Here is a 17082-nt window from a genome sequence, read left to right as displayed (position 1 = left end):
GCGCGCCAACCGTTGTTCGGGGTCGTAACGGCGCCGCGTTTGGGCAAGAATGTCACCATGCCACAGCGGTCGTTCGAGGATGCCAGTGCCTTCCATCGGGTGATGCGAACCTTTGCGGCCACGAAAGTCGGTGTGGCCCTTCTGCGGCCGACCGCGAACCGCCTCGACCAACTCATCACCAAGGTCACCGGCGGCCGACGTAGTTTCGCCGGGATCGCCACCGGTGTACCGGTGGTCATCCTCACCACGAAGGGCGCCAAGTCCGGCGAACCCCGCACCGTCGCGGTGTACGGAATTCCGCACCCCGACGGCCTAGCCCTCATCGCCTCCAACTGGGGCGGCGCAAAACACCCGGCCTGGTATCACAACCTGAAGGCCAACCCGCAAGCCACGGTATCCATCGAGGGCGACACCTGGCAGGGCACCGCACGACGTGCCACGCCAAGCGAGCGAGACGAGATCTGGGCCAGAGGCGTTGAGCTCTATCCGGGCTGGGCGAAGTACGAAGCACGGGCGGGCGACCGCCACATCGAGGCATTCGTCCTCACCCGGCAATGACCGACGCGTAGCTGACTCTCCCTCGTAAATGCGTTGCGGCGCAGGCCTGTTTGACCTGCTTGTCACGTGACACTTTGCGTTTTCTCAGGATTCGGAACCATCTCAGCGCACGGGCGTCGAATCAATCAAAAGCATGAAGCGTCTATGTAATCAGCCAATCGCGTTGCACACCAACAAAGGACACGAAATGGTGGGTTCGTGGGGTGTGGCCCGGCGGCGGAGCATCCAGGCGCGGGGATTTCACGGAAGACTGATGAAAGAGGATGACATGACGACCCATCACCACCGGGTGATCACCAAAATTATCGTCGGCGCCGCCGTCGTTCTCGGCGTCGGCGTTGGGGGCGCGGCAACCGCCCGGGCCGACGCGAATCAAACCGGCACCGACCCGAATCCATTCGGCGCGCTCGGCTGTGGCTGCCAACAGACAGCTCCGCCCGGGGGCCCGGCGATGGAGGCACAGCTAGAGCAGGGAATCTGGGCGGGTCTCGCCGCCACCCCGGCCAACCGCAGCATTAGGTAAGTCCAGCCGCGCCCTCGACGGGCGGTATACCGTGACTGGCCATGCCGACCCAGATCGTCGTCGCCGGGGCAGTCATCGCCGGCTCGACGCTCTTGGTGGCGCAACGCGTCCGGCCGCCGGAGCTGGCCGGCCGCTGGGAGCTGCCCGGCGGCAAGGTGGCGACCGGCGAGACCGAGCGCGACGCGCTGGCCCGCGAATTGGCCGAGGAGCTTGGTCTCGACGTCGGCGATGTCGCGGTGGGCGACCGCCTCGGCGACGACATTGCGCTGGACGGCATGACGACGCTGCGGGCGTACCGCGTGCGGTTGCTCGGCGGGGAACCGCACCCGCATGACCATCGGGCGCTGCGTTGGGTGACGGCGTACGAACTGCATGACGTCGATTGGGTGCCGGCCGACCGGGCCTGGTTAGCGGACCTGATTCGGGCGCTGCGAGCAAGCTCCTGACGAGTCCACAGTTTCTCCGCAGGGAACGTACAGCGCTATTGCAGCAGACACGCGTGAAACTGGAAGCTAACAAGCTCAAATAGACCCTAACCTCGATTTGCATGCCGGTAGCGATCCCGATGGTTGGCCCGACGGCGTGGGCGCTGTTTCCACGCCGTGATCCGGCGTACGCGAATACGGAAACCCCACGTCGATGGCAGTAATTTCTACTCACAGGCCCCGCGTGGTCGATGTGGTAGGACGGTCATCCGGGACCTACGCTGAGGGTCGATTGCCGCCCAGCGCGCGGGTCGCCAACGCCGTCGGACACGCGATTGCCGATTGTGCGGATCGCGCGGGCGGACTACCGCATTCGAACCCAGCAGCGAGACACGCCGTTGTTTTGAGTAGGGGGTTTACCGTTTGACTGCCACACCTCACGTTGGTGGACCGCTCGAGGAGTTGTTGGAGCGTAGTGGGCGTTTCTTCACGCCCGGCGAGTTCTCCGCCGATCTGCGCACCGTCACGCGCGAGGGCGGCCGCGAAGGTGACGTGTTCTACCGCGACCGGTGGAGCCACGACAAGGTGGTCCGCTCCACGCACGGGGTCAACTGCACCGGATCGTGCTCGTGGAAGATCTACGTCAAGGACGGGATCATCACGTGGGAAACCCAGCAGACCGACTACCCGTCGGTGGGCCCCGACCGCCCCGAATACGAGCCGCGTGGCTGCCCCCGGGGCGCGTCGTTCTCCTGGTACAGCTATTCGCCCACGCGGGTGCGCTATCCGTATGCGCGGGGCGTGCTGGTCGAGATGTTCCGTGAGGCCAAGGCGCGGCTCGGTGACCCCGTGCTCGCGTGGGCGGATATCCAGGCCGATCCGGAACGTCGTCGCCGCTACCAACAGGCCCGCGGCAAGGGCGGGCTGGTCCGGGTGACCTGGGCCGAGGCGACCGAGCTGATCGCCGCGGCCCACGTGCACACCATCAAGACGTACGGCCCGGACCGGGTCGCCGGCTTCACGCCGATTCCGGCCATGTCGATGGTCAGCCATGCGGCGGGTTCGCGATTCGTTTCGCTGCTGGGCGGGGTGATGACCTCGTTCTACGACTGGTATGCCGACCTGCCGGTGGCCTCGCCGCAGGTGTTCGGAGACCAGACCGATGTGCCCGAGTCCGGGGATTGGTGGGACGCGTCGTATTTGATGATGTGGGGTTCCAATGTCCCGATCACCCGAACCCCGGACGCGCACTGGATGGCCGAGGCTCGCTATCGGGGCACCAAAGTCGTTGTGGTGAGCCCGGATTACGCCGACAACACCAAGTTCGCCGACGAGTGGATACGCTGCGCCGCCGGAACCGATGCCGCACTGGCGATGGCGATGGGCCACGTCATTCTCTCGGAATGCTATGTGCGCAAGCAGGTTCCGTTCTTCGTCGACTATGTTCGCCGCTACACCGACCTGCCGTTCCTGATCAAGCTGGAGCGGCGCGGCGACTCGCTAGTGCCCGGCAAGTTCCTGACCGCGGCCGACATCGGCGAGGAAGTCGAGAACGCGACGTTCAAACCCGCCCTGGTCGACGAGGTCACCGACCGGGTCGTCGTGCCGCACGGCTCCCTGGGATTCCGGTTCGGTGAGGACGGCGTCGGGAAATGGAACCTCGACCTGGGCCCAGTTGTCCCGGCGCTGAGCGTTGCGGGCACGCAGGACGTTCAACTGGTCGAACTGCCCAGCTTCGACACGATCGACGGCCACGGGGAGACGGTGCACCGCGGCGTGCCGGTGCGCCGCGTCGGCGAGCACCAGGTGTGCACGGTGTTCGACCTGATGCTGGCCCATTACGCGGTGCAGCGCGACGGTCTTCCCGGCGAATGGCCGACCGGTTACGACGACCCCAGCCAGCAGAACACCCCGGCCTGGCAGGAACCGATCACCGGTGTGCCTGCCGCGCAAGCGATTCGGGTCGCCAAGGAATTCGCCCGCAACGCAGAGGAATCCGGCGGACGTTCCATGGTGATCATGGGTGGCGGCATCTGCCACTGGTTCCACAGCGACGTCATGTATCGCTCGGTGCTGGCGCTGCTGATGTTGACCGGGTCGATGGGGCGCAACGGCGGCGGATGGGCGCACTACGTCGGCCAGGAGAAGGTGCGCCCGTTGACCGGCTGGCAGACGATGGCGAATGCCACCGACTGGTCGCGGCCACCGCGGCAGGTGCCCGGCGCCTCGTACTGGTATGCGCACACCGACCAGTGGCGCTACGACACCTATGGGGCGGACAAGCTGTCCAGCCCGCTGGGCCGCGGCAAGTTCGACGACCAGCACACGATTGACCTGTTGGCCTCGGCGACGGCGATGGGCTGGAGCCCGTTCTATCCGCAGTTCGACCGCTCCAGCCTCGATGTCGCCGACGAGGCAACCCAGGCGGGGCGCGACGTCACCGAGTACGTCGCCGAACAGCTCGCCCAGCGCAAGCTGAAGCTATCGATCACCGATCCCGACGATCCCGTCAACTGGCCGCGCGTGCTGTCGGTCTGGCGGTCGAACCTGATCGGCTCGTCGGGCAAGGGCGGCGAGTACTTCCTCAAACATCTGCTGGGCACGGACTCCAACGTGCAATGCGAGGCGCCCGCCGACGGCGTGCGGCCCGTGGATGTGGCCGCGCACCGGGAAATTCCCGAGGGCAAGCTGGATTTGATGATGTCGATCGACTTCCGGATGACGTCGACGACTCTGGTATCGGACGTGGTGTTGCCCGCCGCGACGTGGTACGAGAAGAACGACCTGTCCAGCACCGACATGCACCCGTACGTGCACGCGTTTTCCCCAGCGATCGACCCGCCGTGGGAAACACGTTCGGACTTCGAGGCATTCGGCGCCATCGCCCGCGCCTTCAGCGCCATGGCCCGGAAGCATCTGGGCACGCGCAACGACGTCGTCCTGACCGCGCTGCAGCACGACACGCCGGATGCGATGGCGTATCCCGATGGCACCGAACGCAATTGGCTGCGCACCGGCGACGTGCCCGTGCCGGGCAGGACGATGAGCAAACTCACTGTGGTGGAACGCGACTACGCGGCGATCTACGACAAATGGGTGACCCTGGGCCCGCTCGTCGACCAGTTCGGCATGACCGTGAAGGGCTACACCGTCCATCCGTTCCGCGAGATCAGCGAGCTGGCCGCGAAGTTCGGGGTGATGAATTCCGGTGCGGCAGCGGGCCGTCCGGCGATCACCACGGCCGCGCGGATGGCTGACGTCATCCTCGCCCTGTCCGGGACGTGCAACGGGCGCCTGGCAGTCGAGGGTTTCCTCGAACTGGAGAAGCGCACCGGGCAACGGCTGGCGCACCTGGCCGAGGGCAGTGAGGAACGGCGGATCACCTACGCCGACACCCAGGCTCGCCCGGTCCCGGTGATCACCAGCCCGGAGTGGTCCGGTAGCGAGACCGGCGGACGCCGCTACGCGCCGTTCACGATCAACATCGAGCACCTCAAACCGTTCCACACGCTCACCGGGCGGATGCACTTCTATCTCGCCCACGATTGGGTGGAAGAGCTCGGCGAACAGCTGCCCGTGTACCGACCGCCGCTGGACATGGCGCGGCTGTTCAACCAGCCCGAGCTCGGATACGACGGAATCGGCCTCACCGTGCGCTATTTGACGCCGCACTCGAAGTGGTCGTTCCATTCGACCTACCAGGACAACCTGTACATGCTGTCGCTGTCTCGCGGCGGCCCGACGATGTGGATGAGTCCGGGGGACGCGGCGAAAATCAAAGTGCGCGATAACGATTGGGTCGAGGCGAGCAACGCCAACGGCATCTATGTGTGCCGGGCCATCGTCAGCCACCGCATGCCCGACGGCGTGGTGTTCGTCTACCACGTGCAGGAGCGCACGGTTGACATGCCGCGCACCGAGACCAACAACAAGCGCGGCGGCAACCACAACGCGCTGACGCGGGTGCGGATCAAGCCCAGTCACCTGGCCGGCGGCTACGGCCAGCACGCGTTCGCCTTCAACTACCTCGGCCCCACCGGCAACCAGCGCGACGAGGTGACCGTGGTACGCCGTCGCAGCCAGGAGGTGACCTACTAGTGAAGGTCATGGCGCAGATGGCGATGGTGATGAACCTCGACAAATGCATCGGCTGCCACACCTGCTCGGTGACTTGCAAGCAGGCCTGGACCAACCGCGCGGGCACCGAGTACGTGTGGTTCAACAACGTCGAAACCCGTCCGGGAGTGGGTTATCCGCGCACCTATGAGGACCAGGATCGCTGGCGCGGCGGTTGGGTTCGCGACAAGAGGGGCCGGTTGCGGCTGCGCGACGGCGGCCGCATCAACAAGTTGCTGCGCATCTTCGCCAATCCCAAGCTGCCCACCATCGACGACTACTACGAGCCGTGGACCTACGACTACGAAAACCTGACCCAGGCCCCGGCCGGCGACACCTTCCCCACGGCCGCGCCGCGCAGCCAGATCACCGGCGAACCGATGAAGGTGTCCTGGGGATCGAACTGGGACGACAACCTCGCGGGCTCGCCGGAGATCGTGCCCAACGACCCGGTTTTGAAGAAGGTCAGCCAAGAGGTCAAGCTCAAGCTCGAAGAGACCTTCATGTTCTACCTGCCGCGGATCTGCGAGCACTGCCTGAACCCGTCGTGCGTGGCCTCCTGCCCGTCGGGCGCGATGTACAAGCGCAGCGAGGACGGCATCGTTCTCGTCGACCAGGATCGCTGCCGGGGCTGGCGGATGTGCGTGTCCGGATGTCCTTACAAGAAGGTGTATTTCAACCACAAGACCGGCAAGGCCGAGAAGTGCACACTGTGCTATCCGCGCATCGAGGTCGGCCTGCCCACGGTGTGCTCGGAAACCTGCGTGGGACGCCTGCGCTATCTGGGGCTGGTGCTCTACGACGTGGACCGCGTGCTGGAGGCGGCGTCGGTGGAAAACGACACGGACCTCTACGAGGCGCAGCGCCGGATCCTGTTGGACCCCAACGATCCCGAGGTGATCGCCGCCGCGCGGGCGGAGGGCATCGCAGATGAGTGGATCGAAGCGGCGCAGCGGTCACCGGTCTACGCGCTGATCAACACCTACCGGGTGGCGCTTCCCCTGCACCCGGAATACCGGACCATGCCGATGGTTTGGTACATCCCACCGCTGTCACCGGTGGTCGACGCGGTCAGCCATGACGGCCACGACGGCGAGGACCTGGGCAACCTGTTCGGCGCCCTCGAAGCGCTGCGCATCCCCATCCAGTACCTGGCCGAGCTGTTCACCGCGGGCGACACCGAAGTGGTCGCCGGGGTGCTGAAGCGGCTGGCCGCGATGCGGTCGTACATGCGCGACATCAACCTCGGCCGTGAGACGCAACCGCACATCCCGCATGCCGTCGGGATGACCGAAGAACAGATCTACAACATGTACCGGCTGCTCGCGGTCGCCAAATACGAAGAGCGCTACGTGATTCCGACGTCATACGTGGCCGACGTGCCCGCCGCCGCGATGGCCGACGAGATGGGGTGCTCGTTGTCGTTCGAGGGAGGGCCGGGCATGTACGAATCAGGACCGTTCGGCGAGGGCAGCGGCGCGCCGGTCCCGATCGCCGTGGAAACCTTCCACGCCCTGCAACAGCGCCAGACGGGTGCCGTCGCCGGGACTGGTGGCACGGGCGGCGGCGGCCGCTCCAGGATCAACCTGCTCAACTGGGACGGCAACGGCGCACCCGCGGGCCTGTTCCCCGATTCCAACGAAGATCCGGGGTAGCGATGAGGTTGTTGTCCAAGATCTCCGAGCGCGGGACCTCCCGGGAGATGCAGGACCGACTGGTGTGGCAGGCGGCCTCGCTGTTGCTGGCCTATCCCGACGATGGGCAGGCGCAGCGCTTGGCCACCGTGAGCGAGCTGCTGGACCACATCAGCGGGCCCGCGGCGGCGCTGCTCGAACGGACGCTTGTCGCGCTGCGCGGCCGCGACCCGATGACCGCCGCCGCGGAGTATGTCGAGACCTTCGACTTGCGCCGCCGCGCAACGATGTACCTCACCTACTGGACCGCCGGCGATACCCGTAACCGCGGCAGGGAGATGCTGGTGTTCGCCAGCGCTTACCGGGACGCGGGTGTCGAGCCGCCGCGAAAGGAGGCCCCGGATCACCTACCCGTCGTGCTGGAATTCGCCGCGACCGTCGATCCCGAGGCGGGCCGGCGGCTGCTCACCGAGCACCGGGTCCCGATCGACGTATTGCACGGGGCGCTGGCGCAAGCCGAGTCGCCGTACCGGCACGCCGTGGCGGCGGTTTGCGAAACGCTGCCGGGCGCAACCGATCAGGAGGCGCGCCGCGCGGAACGGCTGGCGAAGGCCGGTCCTCCCGCGGAAGCCGTTGGGCTGCAACCGTTTACCCTGACCGTCCCGCCGAAGCGGACCGAAAGAGGCTGACCGTGGTTCACATGAAATTGGTCGAGATCTTCTGGGACGACGTGCCTTACGTCGCGCTGTCGGTCGCGGCGGTCGGCACCTGGTGGCGGTATCGCTACGACAAGTTCGGGTGGACCACCCGTTCGTCGCAGCTTTACGAGTCAAAGTTGCTGTCGATCGGCAGCCCGCTGTTTCACTTCGGCAGCCTGCTGGTGATCATGGGCCACGTCATGGGGCTGTTCATTCCGGAATCGTGGACCCGCGCGGTCGGGATGAGCGATCACATCTATCACCTGCAGGCGTTGTTGCTCGGCGTGCCCGCCGGCTTTGCCACCCTGATCGGCATCGGGTTGCTGATCTACCGGCGGCGCAGGTACGGGGCGGTGTTCTTGGCCACCACCCGCAACGACAAGCTGATGTATCTGGTGCTGGTGTGCGCGCTGGTGGCGGGGCTGTGCTGCACCCTGGCCGGGGCCACCCACTTCGGCGAGCTGCACGACTACCGGCAGAAGGTGTCGGTCTGGTTCCGGTCGATCTGGATCCTCGATCCGCGGGGGGATCTGATGGCGCACGCCGCGTTCTACTACCAAATTCACGTGTTCATCGCGCTTGCGCTGTTTGCCCTGTGGCCGTTCACCCGACTGGTGCACGCGTTCAGCGCGCCGGTCGCCTACCTGTTCCGCCCTTACATCGTGTACCGGACCCGGGAAGTGGCCGACAAAGAACTGATCAGCGCGGCACCGCGGCGCCGCGGCTGGTGAGTGCGCCTCCCGGGCTTTGGTTGTGCACCTAGGGCGACGCCAATGCACACTCACCGCCGTCACCGCACACTCAACGCCGCGGGGCGGTCGAGCATCCGCCAGTTCGCTATCTGAAGCCCCCGCTGCCAGAATCACCGACGTGCCATTTCGCAATGTCGCCATCGTCGCCCACGTGGACCACGGCAAGACCACGCTGGTCGACGCGATGCTGCGGCAGTCCGGCGCGCTGCATGAACGCGGTGAAGTGCAGGAACGCGTGATGGACACTGGCGACCTGGAACGGGAAAAAGGCATCACCATCCTGGCCAAGAACACCGCCGTGCACCGCCATGACCCGGATGGGACCGTCACGGTGATCAACGTGATCGACACCCCGGGCCACGCCGATTTCGGTGGCGAGGTGGAGCGCGGGCTGTCCATGGTGGACGGGGTGCTGTTGCTGGTCGACGCGTCCGAGGGCCCGCTGCCGCAAACCCGGTTCGTGCTGCGCAAGGCGCTGGCCGCCCACCTCCCGGTGATTCTCGTGGTGAACAAGACGGACCGGCCCGATGCGCGCATCGACGAGGTCGTCGAGGCCAGCCACGACCTGTTGCTCGATGTCGCCTCGGATCTCGACGACGAGGCCGCCGCGGCCGCCGAGCACGCCCTGGGCCTGCCGACGCTGTACGCGTCCGGACGGGCCGGGGTGGCCAGCACCACGCAGCCGCCCGATGGCCAGGTCCCCGACGGCTCGAACCTGGACCCGCTGTTCGAGGTCCTGGAAAAGTACGTGCCGGAGCCCAAGGGCGACCCGGACGCGCCGCTGCAGGCCCTGGTCACCAACCTCGACGCGTCGAGCTTCCTGGGCCGGCTGGCGCTGATCCGCATCTATAACGGGCGCATCCGCAAGGGCCAGCAGGTGGCGTGGATCCGCGAAGTGGACGGCCAGGAGACCATCGCAACCGCGAAGATCACCGAGCTGCTGGCCACCGAGGGCGTCGAACGCAGCCCGACCGACGAGGCCATCGCGGGCGATATCGTCGCCGTCGCCGGCCTGCCGGAGATCATGATCGGCGACACGCTAGCCGACTTGGCGAATCCCGTTGCGCTGCCGCGGATTACGGTGGACGAGCCGGCGATCTCGGTGACCATCGGAACCAACACCTCGCCGCTGGCCGGCAAGGTGTCCGGGCACAAGCTGACCGCGCGCATGGTGCGCAACCGGCTGGACGCCGAATTGGTGGGCAACGTGTCGATCCGCGTGGTCGACATCGGCGTGCCCGACGCATGGGAGGTGCAGGGGCGCGGCGAGCTGGCGCTGGCCGTGCTGGTCGAACAGATGCGCCGCGAGGGCTTCGAATTGACGGTGGGCAAGCCGCAGGTGGTCACCAAGACCATCGACGGCAAGCTGCACGAGCCGTTCGAGGCCATGACCGTCGACTGCCCGGAGGAGTACGTCGGGGCGGTCACGCAACTCATGGCCGCGCGCAAGGGCCGCATGGTGGAGATGGCCAACCACACCACCGGCTGGGTGCGCATGGATTTCGTCGTTCCCAGCCGCGGCCTGATCGGCTGGCGCACCGACTTCCTGACCGAGACCCGCGGCACCGGCGTCGGCCATGCGGTGTTCGACGGGTACCGGCCGTGGGCGGGGGAGATCCGGGCCCGGCACACGGGGTCGCTGGTGTCCGATCGTTCCGGCACCATCACGCCGTTCGCGCTACTGCAGCTCGCCGATCGCGGGCAGTTCTTCGTCGAACCCGGGCAGGACACCTACGAAGGCATGGTCGTCGGAATCAACCCGCGCCCAGAGGATCTCGACATCAACGTCACCCGCGAGAAGAAACTCACCAACATGCGGTCGTCGACCGCCGACGTCATCGAGACGCTGGCCAAGCCGCTCGAGCTCGATCTGGAACGGGCCATGGAATTCTGCGCACCCGACGAATGCGTCGAGGTGACTCCCGAGGTGGTGCGAGTACGAAAGGTCGAGCTGGACGCCACCTCCCGGGCCCGCGGCCGGGCGCGGGCGAAGGCCAGGGGTTAGGCCGCTCGTGGTCGGGCGCGTTGCTGGGCGGGTGCTCGATACCCTGATGGGCGTGCCGAGACGCCCCCGCCGTTTCTTCGCGAAGCTCGGCGTCTCGATGGTCGCCGTTGTTTCGCTCGCCGGGTTGGCGCTGGCGGCGTGCACGGTCAGCCCGCCGCCGGCACCGCAAAGCACCGATACGCCGCACAACTCGGCGCCGCCGCCGCAGCGGCCCACCCAGATCATCATGGGCATCGACTCGATCGGTGCCGGGTTCAACCCGCATCTGCTGTCCGATCTGTCCCCGGTGAACGCGGCGATCAGCTCGCTGGTGCTGCCCAGCGCATTTCGGCCGGTGCCCGATCCCGGGACGCCGACGGGTTCGCGCTGGGAGATGGATCCCACGCTGTTGGTGTCGGCGGAGGTGACCAACCAGAACCCGTTCACGGTGACCTACAAGATCCGGCCCGAGGCGCAATGGACCGACAACGCCCCGATCGCCGCCGACGACTTCTGGTACCTGTGGCATCAGATGGTCAGTCAGCCGGGGGTCGTCGATCCCGCCGGCTACGACCTCATCACCGGCGTGCAGTCGCTCGAGGGCGGCAAGCAGGCGGTGGTGACCTTCGCGCAGCCCTACCCGGCGTGGAAGGAGCTGTTCAGCGACATCCTGCCCGCGCACATCGTCAAGGACGTGCCGGGCGGTTTCGCGGCCGGGCTGGCGCGGGCCCTGCCGGTCACCGGCGGGCAGTTCCGCGTCGAGAACATCGACCCGCAGCGCGACGAGATCCTGATCGCCCGCAACGACCGCTACTGGGGTCCGCCGGCCAAGCCCGCACTGATCCTGTTCCGCCGCGCCGGGGCGCCGGCGGCGCTGGCCGACTCGGTGCGCAACGGCGATACCCAGGTGGCCCAGGTGCACGGCGGGTCCGCGGCCTTCGCGCAGCTGTCCGCCATCCCCGACGTGCGGACGGCGCGGATCGTCACACCGCGGGTCATGCAGCTCACCCTGCGCGCCAACGAGCCCAAGCTGTCCGACACGCAGGTCCGCAAGGCGATCCTGGGGCTGCTCGACGTCGACCTGCTCGCCGCCGTCGGCGCCGGCAGCGACAACACCGTCACGCTGGCGCAGGCCCAGATCCGCTCGCCCAGCGACCCGGGCTATGAGCCAACCGCGCCTCCCGCGATGACGACGCCGGCGGCGCTGGCCCTGCTGACGTCGTCCGGATACCAAATCGAGAGCAGCACCTCGGCGTCGCCGGTGCCGCCGCCGCCCAGCGCGACGCCGCCGGTGAGCACCGGGCCGCCCGAAGTCATTCGGGGGCGGATCAGCAAGGACGGCCAGCAGCTGTCGCTCGTCATCGGGGTCGCCGCGAACGACCCGACCGCGGTCGCCGTGGCCAATACCGCCGCCGATCAGCTGCGCAACGTCGGGATCGCCGCGACTGTGCTGGCGCTGGACCCGGTGACGCTGTATCGCGACGCGCTGAACAACAACCAGGTGGACGCTATCGTCGGATGGCACCAAGCGGGCGGAAACCTGGCGACCCTGCTGGCCTCGCGCTACGGCTGCCCCGCGCTGCAGTCGACGACGGTGCCGACCGCCAACACGCCCACCAATGCGGCCTCCACCGGTCCCTCCAGTCCTCCCGGGCCCACGTCGCCCGCCCCGCCAAGCCCCTCCGCCACGACGCCGACGTCGACCCCACCCAGTCGCGCACCCGACCCCGGCGCGCTCGTGCAGGCGCCGTCGAACCTCACCGGGATCTGCGATCGCAGCATCCAGTCGAACATCGACGCCGCCCTCAACGGCACCAAGAGCATCAACGACGTGATCACGGCGGTCGAACCGCGGCTGTGGAACATGTCGACCGTGTTGCCGATCCTGCAGGACACGACGATCGTTGCGGCCGGACCGAGCGTCCGGAACGTCAGCCTGTCGGGCGCAGTACCGGTCGGCATCGTCGGCGACGCCGGCGAATGGATCAAAACCGGGCCGTGACGGCCTCCTAGTCGACGGCCGCCGCCGGCGCCCGTGCCGGGATCACGGTGTCGACGATGAGTGCCAGCTCCCGCCGATTCGGCGGTTCCCCGGTGAGCAGGAAGTGTTGGTTGATCAACGCCGGTCCGATCCGCGCGGTCAGCGGGGTGATCGTGGCCGGGTCGATGTCGCCGGAGTCGACCGCGGCTTGCAGGATCGATTCGATGATTTTCAATCGCGGGCTCACGACGGCGTCGGCGAAGATGGCCCGCATCTCGGGTTCGTGGAGCAGCTGCTGGACAACGTAGAGGCCCGGAAAGTCGGTCTTGCCGGCCAGCATGTCGCGGTGGGAGGTGAACATCGCCAGCAGGTTGTCCCTGGCCGGGCGGCCCGACCGCGGCTCGGGGACCGGCGGCAGCGCGAAAACCAGCGCGGCGTGCACCAGCTCGCACTTGGTGGCCCAGCGACGGTACAGCGCCGCCTTGCCCGTGTGGGCGCGCGCCGCAATCCCTTCCATCGTCAGCCCGCCGTAACCGACTTCGGTCAGTTCGGCCAACGTGGCCTCATAGAGGGCACGTTCCAGGACTTCGCCCCGCCGGCGGCTGCGGCTGCCGTTGCGGGCTGGTGTGAGCTGGGCCATTACTCGATAGTAGCCGTCCGCGTTCCTATTCACCGCGGCCAGGTGGAACAACGGCTATCAACTCGGCGCCGCGGGTAGGGTGCGTCCATGCCTGAGACCCCGCGGCTGCTGTTCGTCCACGCGCATCCCGACGACGAGAGCCTCAGCAACGGGGCCACCATCGCCCACTACGCCGCCCGCGGCGCACAGGTAAGCGTCGTCACCTGCACCCTCGGCGAGGAGGGCGAGGTCATCGGCGACCACTGGGCCCGGCTCGCCGTCGATCACGCGGACCAACTCGGCGGGTACCGAATCGGTGAGCTAACCGCGGCGCTGCGCGAGCTCGGCATCGGCGGACCGACCTATCTCGGCGGCGCGGGCCGCTGGCGCGACTCCGGGATGGCCGGGACCGCAAAGCGGCGACAGCAGCGGTTCATCGACGCCGACGAACGCGAAGCGGTCGGGGCGCTGGTCGCGATCATTCGCGAGCAGCGGCCCCACGTCGTGGTGACCTACGACCCCAACGGCGGCTACGGGCATCCCGACCACATCCGCACCCACACGGTCACCTCGGCCGCCGTCGCGGCGGCGGGGACCGGCGACTACCCCGGCGAGCCATGGACGGTCCCGAAGTTCTACTGGGCGGTCATCGCGGCGAGCGCTTTCGTGGCGGGCTGGCGCGCCCTGCAGCCCGATGATCTGCTGCCGGGGTGGACGATCCCGCCCGCGGAGGAGTTCGACTTCGGATATGCGGATTCCGATATCGACGCCGTGGTCGAGGCCGGCTCGGACGCGCTCGCGGCCAAGTCGGCGGCGCTCGCCGCGCACGCCACCCAGGTGGTGGTCGGCCCGACCGGCCGAGTGTGTGCCCTGTCGAACAACATGGCGCTCCCGATACTGGCGCAAGAGCATTACGTGCTGGCTGCGGGATCCGCGGGAGATCGCGATGAGCGCGGCTGGGAGACGGATCTGCTCGCGGGACTGGGTTTCAACGGATTCGGCACGCGGTAGGCTGCCAACCAGGCAGCCACGGAAGGAATTCGCATGGACCCCGACCTGGACCCTAACCTGCAGCACTGGCAGGACCGCCTGGACAGCTTGCAGTGGGTACTCGGCTCCATCCTCTCCAATATCGACAGCGTCCCGACCTGACCGAAACCAGGCCGCGCGCCGCGTCTGTCGAAGACAGCGGCACGACAGACCCCGCTATTCGCGTCGTTGTCCTGGCGCTGTTGGCTGTCGACGGGGTGTTGTCCGCACTAGCCGGGGCTCTGCTGCTGCCGTTCTATATCGGCACGGTCCCCTTTCCCATCAGCGGATTGATCAGTGGATTGATCAACGCCGCCCTGGTCTGGGCCGCGGGGCGCTGGACGAGTTCGCCACGCGTGGCCGCGTTGCCGCTGTGGACGTGGCTGCTGACGGTGGCCGCGATCAGCATGGGCGGTCCCGCCGACGACGTCATCCTGGGCGGCAAGGGGTTGATGGCATATGGGGCGTTGATCCTGATCGTGCTGGGCGTGGTGCCGCCGGTATGGGTGCTGTGGCGGTACAGCATGCACCGCTGAGCGTCGACGAGATTCCGGCCGGGAATGCGAGCGCGGGCCGGGCGGCGCCTGGCGCTACTGTTGCGCAAAGGGCACCCGCCATGGTTGCCAAGCTTCCAAAAATGTTGGGACGCGTGGATGAAATTCGATCGTGGGGAAGTTACACAAACGTGCCACTGACACCGGTGCCTCCGGAGCCCGCCGCTCTGCCTAGCCCCGTCATTCCGCCCAAGGCCAGTCGGTCGGCGCTGCGGCGGGTGTTGCGGCGGGCCCGGGACGGGGTCGCGCTGAACATCGACGAGGCGGCCGTCGCGATGACCGCGCGCGGAGCGGACCTGGCCGACTTGTGCGCCAGCGCGGCGCGAGTGCGGGACGCGGGCCTGGAGTCGGCCGGTCGGCGTGGCCCCGGCGGCCGGTTGCCGATCACCTATTCGCGGAAGGTGTTCATCCCGGTCACTCACTTGTGCCGGGACAGCTGCCACTACTGCACATTTGTCACGGTTCCGGGCAGGCTGCGCGCCCAGGGCGTCGGCATGTACATGGAGCCCGACGAGATCCTCGACGTAGCCCGCCGCGGGGCCGAACTCGGTTGCAAGGAAGCGCTATTCACGCTGGGGGACCGGCCCGAGGACCGCTGGCCCGAGGCGCGCGACTGGCTCGGTGAGCGGGGCTACGACTCCACCCTGTCCTACGTGCGGGCGATGGCGATCCGGGTGCTGGAGGAGACCGGTCTGCTGCCCCACCTGAACCCCGGGGTGATGAGCTGGTCGGAGATGTCGCGGCTGAAGCCGGTGGCCCCGTCGATGGGCATGATGCTCGAGACGACGTCGCGGCGGCTGTTCGAGACGAAAGGGCTGGCGCACTACGGCAGCCCGGACAAAGACCCGGCGGTTCGGTTGCGCACGTTGACCGATGCGGGCCGGCTGTCCATTCCGTTCACCACCGGACTGCTCGTGGGTATCGGGGAGACGTTGCCCGAACGGGCCGACACCTTGCACGCGATTCGCAAGTCGCACAAGGAGTTCGGGCATGTTCAGGAAGTGATCGTGCAGAATTTCCGGGCCAAGGAACACACCGCGATGGCCGGCTTCCCCGACGCTGGGATCGAGGATTACCTGGCGACGGTGGCGGTCGCGCGATTGGTGTTGGGTCCCGGCATGCGCATCCAGGCGCCGCCGAATCTGGTGTCGCGCGAGGAGTGCCTGGCACTGGTGGCCGCCGGGGTCGACGACTGGGGCGGGGTGTCGCCGTTGACGCCCGACCACGTCAACCCGGAACGGCCCTGGCCCGCCTTGGACGAGCTGGCCGCCGTGACCGCCGAAGCCGGATACGACTTGGTGCAGCGGTTGACCGCGCAGCCCAAATACGTCCAGGCGGGCGCCGCGTGGATCGACCCACGGGTACGGGGACACGTTGTGGCGCTGGCCGATCCGGCGACCGGCCTCGCCCGCGACGTCAATCCGGTCGGCATGCCCTGGCAGGAGCCCGACGATGTCGAGTCCTCCGGCCGGGTCGACCTCAATGCGGCGATCGACTCCGAGGGCCGCAACACCGAGGCGCGCAGCGATCTCGATAGCGCCTTCGGCGATTGGGAATCGATCCGCGCGCACGTGCACGAGCTCGCCGCGCACGCCCCCGAGCGCATCGACACCGACGTGCTTGCCGCGCTGCGGTCGGCCGAACGCGATCCCGCCGGCTGCACCGACGACGAGTACCTGGCGCTGGCGACGGCCGACGGTGCCGCACTGGAAGCGGTTGCCGCACTGGCCGATTCGCTACGTCGTGACGTGGTCGGCGACGACGTGACGTTCGTGGTGAACCGCAACATCAATTTCACCAACATCTGCTATACCGGCTGCCGATTCTGCGCATTCGCGCAGCGCAAGGGCGACGCCGACGCGTACTCGTTGTCCACCGACGAGGTCGCCGACCGCGCCTGGGAGGCACACGTCGAGGGCGCGACCGAGGTCTGCATGCAGGGCGGGATCGACCCCGAGCTGCCGGTCACCGGCTACGCCGATCTGGTGCGCGCCGTCAAGGCTCGCGTCCCGTCGATGCACGTGCACGCGTTCTCCCCGATGGAGATCGCCAACGGCGTGACCAAGAGCGGGTTGAGCGTCCGCGAGTGGCTGATCAGCCTGCGGGAGGCCGGGCTGGACACCATCCCCGGTACCGCCGCCGAGATCCTCGACGACGAGGTGCGCTGGGTGCTCACCAAGGGCAAGCTGCCGACGTCGATGTGGATCGA

At 67.6% G+C, this 17082-nt stretch carries 13 protein-coding genes; 12 read left to right on the top strand and 1 reads right to left on the bottom strand.

What is annotated here, in order from left to right; genetic code table 11:
• Window positions 1–57: 57 nt before the first annotated feature.
• The 9 genes from A5736_RS17120 to A5736_RS17080 all read left to right on the top strand — a co-directional run bounded on the left by A5736_RS17120 (window position 58) and on the right by A5736_RS17080 (window position 12692).
• A complete protein-coding gene (locus tag A5736_RS17120; RefSeq protein ID WP_076247583.1) occupies window positions 58–558 on the top strand; it encodes a nitroreductase family deazaflavin-dependent oxidoreductase in 501 nt (166 codons plus the stop codon).
• A gap of 253 nt (window positions 559–811) precedes the next feature.
• Window positions 812–1081, top strand: a complete 270-nt coding sequence (locus A5736_RS17115) for a hypothetical protein (protein ID WP_139333376.1) — start codon at window positions 812–814, stop codon at window positions 1079–1081.
• Between the two features lie 41 nt (window positions 1082–1122).
• A complete protein-coding gene (locus tag A5736_RS17110; protein WP_076127782.1) occupies window positions 1123–1527 on the top strand; it encodes a (deoxy)nucleoside triphosphate pyrophosphohydrolase in 405 nt (134 codons plus the stop codon).
• 402 nt (window positions 1528–1929) lie between these two features.
• Complete coding sequence (locus A5736_RS17105; RefSeq protein WP_076247517.1) at window positions 1930–5604, top strand: nitrate reductase subunit alpha; 3675 nt, start codon at window positions 1930–1932, stop codon at window positions 5602–5604.
• Entirely contained in the window at window positions 5604–7277 is a 1674-nt protein-coding gene (narH, locus tag A5736_RS17100) for a nitrate reductase subunit beta (RefSeq protein ID WP_076127787.1), read from the top strand. The genes A5736_RS17105 and narH overlap by 1 nt, the downstream gene beginning before the upstream one ends.
• Before the next feature lie 2 nt (window positions 7278–7279).
• Window positions 7280–7945, top strand: a complete 666-nt coding sequence (gene narJ, locus A5736_RS17095) for a nitrate reductase molybdenum cofactor assembly chaperone (RefSeq protein WP_076247515.1) — start codon at window positions 7280–7282, stop codon at window positions 7943–7945.
• Between the two features lie 11 nt (window positions 7946–7956).
• A complete protein-coding gene (gene narI / locus A5736_RS17090; protein WP_076247514.1) occupies window positions 7957–8685 on the top strand; it encodes a respiratory nitrate reductase subunit gamma in 729 nt (242 codons plus the stop codon).
• A gap of 139 nt (window positions 8686–8824) precedes the next feature.
• The gene (gene typA / locus A5736_RS17085) at window positions 8825–10711 is read left to right on the top strand and encodes a translational GTPase TypA (RefSeq protein WP_076127795.1); all 1887 of its coding nucleotides are present in this window, start codon (window positions 8825–8827) and stop codon (window positions 10709–10711) included.
• Between the two features lie 46 nt (window positions 10712–10757).
• Window positions 10758–12692, top strand: coding sequence for an ABC transporter family substrate-binding protein (locus A5736_RS17080; RefSeq protein WP_175611312.1), 1935 nt, complete (start codon window positions 10758–10760; stop codon window positions 12690–12692).
• A 7-nt stretch (window positions 12693–12699) separates the two neighbouring features.
• On the opposite strand, the gene A5736_RS17075 is transcribed toward A5736_RS17080, so the two are convergent.
• The gene (locus tag A5736_RS17075; protein WP_076057789.1) at window positions 12700–13311 is read right to left on the bottom strand and encodes a TetR/AcrR family transcriptional regulator; all 612 of its coding nucleotides are present in this window, start codon (window positions 13309–13311) and stop codon (window positions 12700–12702) included.
• An 87-nt stretch (window positions 13312–13398) separates the two neighbouring features.
• On the opposite strand from A5736_RS17075, the gene mshB reads away from it, so the two are divergent.
• The 3 genes from mshB to A5736_RS17060 form a co-directional block, all read left to right on the top strand.
• Window positions 13399–14301, top strand: a complete 903-nt coding sequence (mshB, locus tag A5736_RS17070) for an N-acetyl-1-D-myo-inositol-2-amino-2-deoxy-alpha-D-glucopyranoside deacetylase (RefSeq protein WP_076127803.1) — start codon at window positions 13399–13401, stop codon at window positions 14299–14301.
• Window positions 14302–14393: 92 nt separating this feature from the next.
• Window positions 14394–14855, top strand: coding sequence for a hypothetical protein (locus A5736_RS17065; RefSeq protein WP_076127805.1), 462 nt, complete (start codon window positions 14394–14396; stop codon window positions 14853–14855).
• A gap of 101 nt (window positions 14856–14956) precedes the next feature.
• Window positions 14957–17082: bifunctional FO biosynthesis protein CofGH (locus A5736_RS17060; protein ID WP_076247581.1), on the top strand; the 2126-nt coding region annotated here is incomplete at its 3' end.

This window comes from Mycobacterium sp. SP-6446, assembly GCF_001954045.1.
Taxonomy (GTDB): domain Bacteria; phylum Actinomycetota; class Actinomycetes; order Mycobacteriales; family Mycobacteriaceae; genus Mycobacterium.
This window is presented reverse-complemented; position numbering and strand designations above follow the sequence as displayed.